1 pseudogene is annotated in these 879 nt (G+C 80.2%); it reads right to left on the bottom strand.

Annotated features, from left to right (window positions below):
- Positions 1-879 (bottom strand): annotated as a pseudogene (locus ACFP3V_RS11135) (hypothetical protein); the annotation flags it as partial.

Below are 879 nucleotides of genomic sequence, written 5' to 3'. Positions count from 1 at the left end.
CCGGTCCGGCGGGCGCGGCCGGCTCCTGCGGCGACTCGACCGGTGCGGGAGCGGCGGCCGGCTTGGCCGACGGGTCGGTCACCCCGGCTGTGGCCCGCCGCCGGACGCGCGGCTTGACCGCGGCCGACGCGGGGGCCGCGGCGGCCTCCGGCTCGGCGGGAGCGGCCTGGGTCGTCTCCGCCACCTCGGGGGTGGCGGTTGCGGCCTTGGCGGTGCGGGTGGTGCGGCGCTTGGGGGTCTCCTCCGCCTCGGCCTGAGCGTCCGCCTCGGCCTGAGCGTCCGCCGCCTCGGCGGTGGCGGTCGTGGCCTTGGCGGTGCGGGTGGTGCGGCGCTTGGGGGTCTCCTGGGGCTCCGCTGCCGCCGCGGGGGCGGTTTCGGCTGCCTTGCGGGCGCGGGTGCGGCGCTTGGGCGCGGCCTCCTCGGCGTCCTCAGCAGCCACGGCCACGGCCGGGGCCACGGCCTCGGTGGGCGTGGGCTCGGCCGCCTTGCGGGCGCGGGTGCGGCGCTTGGGCGCGGCCTCCTCGGCGTCCTCAGCAGCCACGGCCACGGCCGGGGCCACGGCCTCGGTGGGCGTGGGCTCGGCCGCCTTGCGGGCGCGGGTGCGGCGCTTGGGCGCGGCCTCCTCGGTGACGGCGGTGCTGTCGGCCTCGGGGGCCTGAGTCTGCGTCAACTCGGGCGCAGCGTCGCTGGTTTCCGTGGCCTTCGCCGTGCGGCGACGCCGCGTCGGCTTCTCCGCTGGGACCTCGGTCTCGACGGGTTCGGCCTCCGCCACCTTCCGGGCGCGGCGCTTGGGCGTCGCCTCCGCCTCGCCCTGAGCGTCCGCCGCCTCGGCGGTGGCGGTCGTGGCCTTGGCGGTGCGGGTGGTGCGGCGCTTGGGGG

The organism is Streptacidiphilus monticola, assembly GCF_042658505.1.
Classification (GTDB): Bacteria; Actinomycetota; Actinomycetes; order Streptomycetales; family Streptomycetaceae; genus Streptacidiphilus; species Streptacidiphilus monticola.
This window is presented reverse-complemented; position numbering and strand designations above follow the sequence as displayed.